Origin of the sequence: Streptomyces sp. NPDC057654 (genome assembly GCF_042800135.1) — a bacterium.
Classification (GTDB): Bacteria; Actinomycetota; Actinomycetes; order Streptomycetales; family Streptomycetaceae; genus Streptomyces.
This window is the reverse complement of the sequence record NZ_JBHVHQ010000896.1, coordinates 1-3,454: the sequence shown is the minus strand read 5'-3', so window position 1 is coordinate 3,454 and position 3,454 is coordinate 1. Positions and strand designations below refer to the sequence as shown.

Sequence of the window (3,454 nt, the reverse complement as noted above, 5' to 3'; positions counted from 1 at the left end):
GGGCCCCGTCGCGCAGTGGCCCCGAGGGGGTCAGGCCACCAGTCCGTCGAGCCTCCGCAGCGACTCCTGGAGCGCCGCGGTCGCCGAATCCTTGAGTTTGCCGCCCATGAGCGAGACCGCCGCGCCGGTGAACTCGCCGTCGATCCGGACGGTCGTCGCGTCGCCGTCGGGGGTCAGCGTGTAGCTCATGGCCAGGTTGACGCCCATCGGGCCCTTGCCCTTGGTGACGAGCAGCCGCGCGGGGTCACAGGCCGCGACCGTCCAGGTCACCTCGGCCGGGAAGCCCATGAGCTTCATGTTCTCCTGGTACGTCGCCGCGACCGCGAGCGTCTCGGGGCCGCCGTGGGGGAAGCTGGTGTGGGTGGCGTTCCACTGCCCGTACGTGGAGAAGTCGGTGAGCCGGTCCCAGACCTTCTCGGCGGGCGCCTCGATGCGTGCCTCTGCGCTGACCTCGGCCATGCGACCACCCCTTATGCGTGCGGTTTCGTCCGTTTTCGTCCGTGACTGGTGCGGCTGTGCGGTTGTGCAGCAATGCATCTGTACGGCTGTGCGTCGGCCGGTCCGGTCGGGATGCCGTCGCGCGCCGTCGCGTCTACGGCCGGTGGCTCCGGTGTCGCGGGGGCGGCGTCCCCGCGGTGTCGCGGAACGTAGCCCCGGGGCGCGGAACATTCAATACTGATGCCCCGTCAGTTTTTCTGCGGCGCCGTGACCGGGGGCGGAGGAGCGGGGCCGGCGGGCGTGCCAGCAGGCGGTCCACGTGGTCCCTGGTGAGTCCGTGACCAGGGTCGATCGGCAGCAGCAGCCGGTCGCGCCGCAGCCTGGCGCGGCGGACCAGCCGGGGCGGTATGACGTCGTCGATCCAGGCGAAGGGACGGCCCGCCGCGAAGCGGAGCAGGGGCGCCCATTTGCGGCCCTCGAAGAGCTCACGGGCGGGCAGCCGCGGGTCGCCGGGCCGGGGGCGGTAGCCGGTGAACTCCACGACCGGCAGCGGCGGCAGCTCCAGCAGCGGCGCGATATGGCGGTTGGCCTCGTGTTCCCAGGTGGTGGCCCACACCAGGTCGTACGTACCGGAGAGCTCGCGGAGCCAGTCGGCGTGGTCGACGGTCAGCAGCACCGTGAAGCCGAGCAGGTCGTGGGCGCTGAAGCCGGGGGTCGGTAAGACGGGGTTCAGGACTCCGTCGATGTCCAGGAAGAGCAGTGGTCTGGTGGCCATCGGTCTTCTTCGGTCTCCTTCCGGTCTCCTTCTCCGCGTGGTGCGGATGTCGGTTGCCGTCGCCGGTGAGGGACGTGTGACAGGCGGGCTTCGGTTGCCTAGGGGGCGTGCGGTGGAAGAAGGCGCGCCCCCTGCACGTCTTGCGCGCCGTGCGAGTCACCGCGCGAACGGTCGTTCCTGCGGCTGTGTGAGCGGTCGTACGTGGTCGCTGTACGCGCCCCGGCGCAGAGCCCTGAGACGGGCCCTAGACGGTCCCTCAAACCTACGCTCCCCTCTCCTCCCCAAGGATGAGATCCCGGACATCTGTGCCCAACCATGGTGGGATGCGCAAATGCTCCCCGCCGGGGATGTTCCGGCCGTCGGAGGCTGATGAGGTGGGAGAGTGCAAAGTCGTATCCCCTCCACCGATCCCACCGGCGACGGGCACGGGGGCCAGCTCAGCGCGGAGATGGCGTCGGTCGTCGCGTCCGCGCGCCGGCGTGCGACGCGCGACGGCGACGCGCAGATCGACACCGCCCACCTCCTGCACGCCCTTCTCGAATCCGCGCCCGGCGCGCGCGACGCGTTCGACGGCGGTCCGCCCCAGATAGCGCGGCTGCTCGGCTATCTCGTCCAGCGCACCATCGGATACGGGCTGCGGTGGTACGGCTCCGTCGAGGACTCCGGGGCCCTCCCCGTCCTGGACGGCGGGGCCGCGCCCGGCTGGTCGCCCGCCGCCGCTGCCGCCATGGACGTCGCGGCCGGCCGCGCCCAGGCGCGCGGCGCGGCCCTCGCCACCGGCGTCGACCTGCTCGCCGCCCTCGCCCACGACCGCGAATGCCGCGCCGTGGAAGTGCTGCACCGGGCGGGCGTGGACCTCGACTCGCTGACCAAGCGGCTGCTCGACGACGCGACCTGCCAGGAGCCGACCTGACCGCGCCGTCTGCCAGGAGCCGACCTGACCGCGCCGTCCGTCGGGAGCCGGCCGACGGCTGCGCCGGTCAGGAGTCGGTCTGCCCACGCCGCCGGGCCCGGCAGGGCTTGTCCGTGCGACCAGGCCGCTCATAGGGTGTCGATCATGCACCTCACCGTTCTGCCGCCTCCCGCCGCCTAGCGCGGGCGGCCGCTCCCGGAAGACCGGGCTCGGACCGGAGTGATCTCCGGGGACCCGAGCTGATCGCCGCTGCCCGCACACGGGACCACGTGATCACCTCATGTCCTCAGCGGGAGAACACTCGTGCATTCCTCGTCTTACTCCGCCCTGCCCGTGGGCCGGGGCCTCCTCTACGTCACCGTGGCCGCCGCCTCCTGGGGCACCGCCGGAGCGGCCGCCGCGTTTCTCTACGACAGCAGCGGGCTCGGCCCCCTCGCGCTCACCTTCTGGCGCACCCTCGGCGGCCTCGTGCTCCTGCTGGCCGTCCGCGCTCTGCGGTCGCGCAGGTCCCAGCCCGCCGCACCCCGCGCGTACGAGCCGACGCGCTCGCGCGTCACCCGGATCCTCGTCACCGGCGTCGGCTTCACCGTCTTCCAGGCCGGGTATTTCGGGGCGGTGGCCGGGACCGGGCTGGCCGTCGGGACCGTCCTGACGATGGGCACGGCCCCCGTACTCGTGGCGTTCGGCGGCCGGGCGCTGCTCGGCGAGCGCATCGGCGCGGGCGGCGCGGTGGCCGTGGCCGGCGCGCTCACCGGACTCGCCGTCCTGATGCTGGGCAGCGGCGGAACGGGCACGGTCCGCCCGGCGGGCGTCGCCTTCGCGCTGCTGTCCGCCGCCGCGTACGCGACCATCACGCTCTACACCCGGCACCTGGGCCGCCAGGGCCGCGCGAGCGACCCCCGCGCGGCCACGATGACGTCCTTCGCCGTCGGCTCGGTCTGTCTGCTGCCGCTCGCCGCCGTCGAGGGGCTCTGGCCGCACGCCCACCACCTGGGACGTTCGCTGGGCATGATGGCCTATCTGGTCGCCGTGCCGAGCGTCCTGGCCTACGGGCTGTTCTTCGCCGGGCTCGCGGCCGTACGGTCCACGACCGTCACGGTGATCACTCTCATCGAGCCGGTCACGGCCGCGGTCATCGCCGTCGCGCTGCTGGGCGAGCGGCTGACCGCCGCCACCGCCCTGGGCACGGCCGTCCTGCTGGGCGCGGTGGGCGCGCTGGCGGTGGCGGAGGCGCGGAGCTCAGCCGTCCGCGCCCGCGACGGTGGCCCCGCGGCGCAGCTGATGGGCCCGCGCGGCTGAGTCCCGCGGTGCGGCGCGCGTGGCGAGAG

4 protein-coding genes are annotated in these 3,454 nt (G+C 73.4%); 2 read left to right on the top strand and 2 right to left on the bottom strand.

Annotated features, from left to right (window positions below; genetic code table 11):
• Positions 1 to 30: 30 nt before the first annotated feature.
• Together ACFU99_RS37885 and ACFU99_RS37880 are read right to left on the bottom strand one after the other, a co-directional pair.
• Entirely contained in the window at positions 31 to 459 is a 429-nt protein-coding gene (locus tag ACFU99_RS37885; RefSeq protein ID WP_384401510.1) for an SRPBCC family protein, read from the bottom strand.
• A 133-nt stretch (positions 460 to 592) separates the two neighbouring features.
• The gene (locus ACFU99_RS37880) at positions 593 to 1,213 is read right to left on the bottom strand and encodes an HAD domain-containing protein (protein WP_384401507.1); all 621 of its coding nucleotides are present in this window, start codon (positions 1,211 to 1,213) and stop codon (positions 593 to 595) included.
• Between the two features lie 382 nt (positions 1,214 to 1,595).
• Here ACFU99_RS37880 and ACFU99_RS37875 point away from each other — a divergent pair, with 382 nt between their 5' ends.
• Positions 1,596 to 2,126, top strand: a complete 531-nt coding sequence (locus ACFU99_RS37875; RefSeq protein ID WP_384401505.1) for a Clp protease N-terminal domain-containing protein — start codon at positions 1,596 to 1,598, stop codon at positions 2,124 to 2,126.
• Positions 2,127 to 2,429: 303 nt separating this feature from the next.
• On the top strand, positions 2,430 to 3,425 hold the full coding sequence (locus ACFU99_RS37870; protein ID WP_384401502.1) for a DMT family transporter: 996 nt from the start codon (positions 2,430 to 2,432) through the stop codon (positions 3,423 to 3,425).
• Positions 3,426 to 3,454 lie beyond the last annotated feature (29 nt).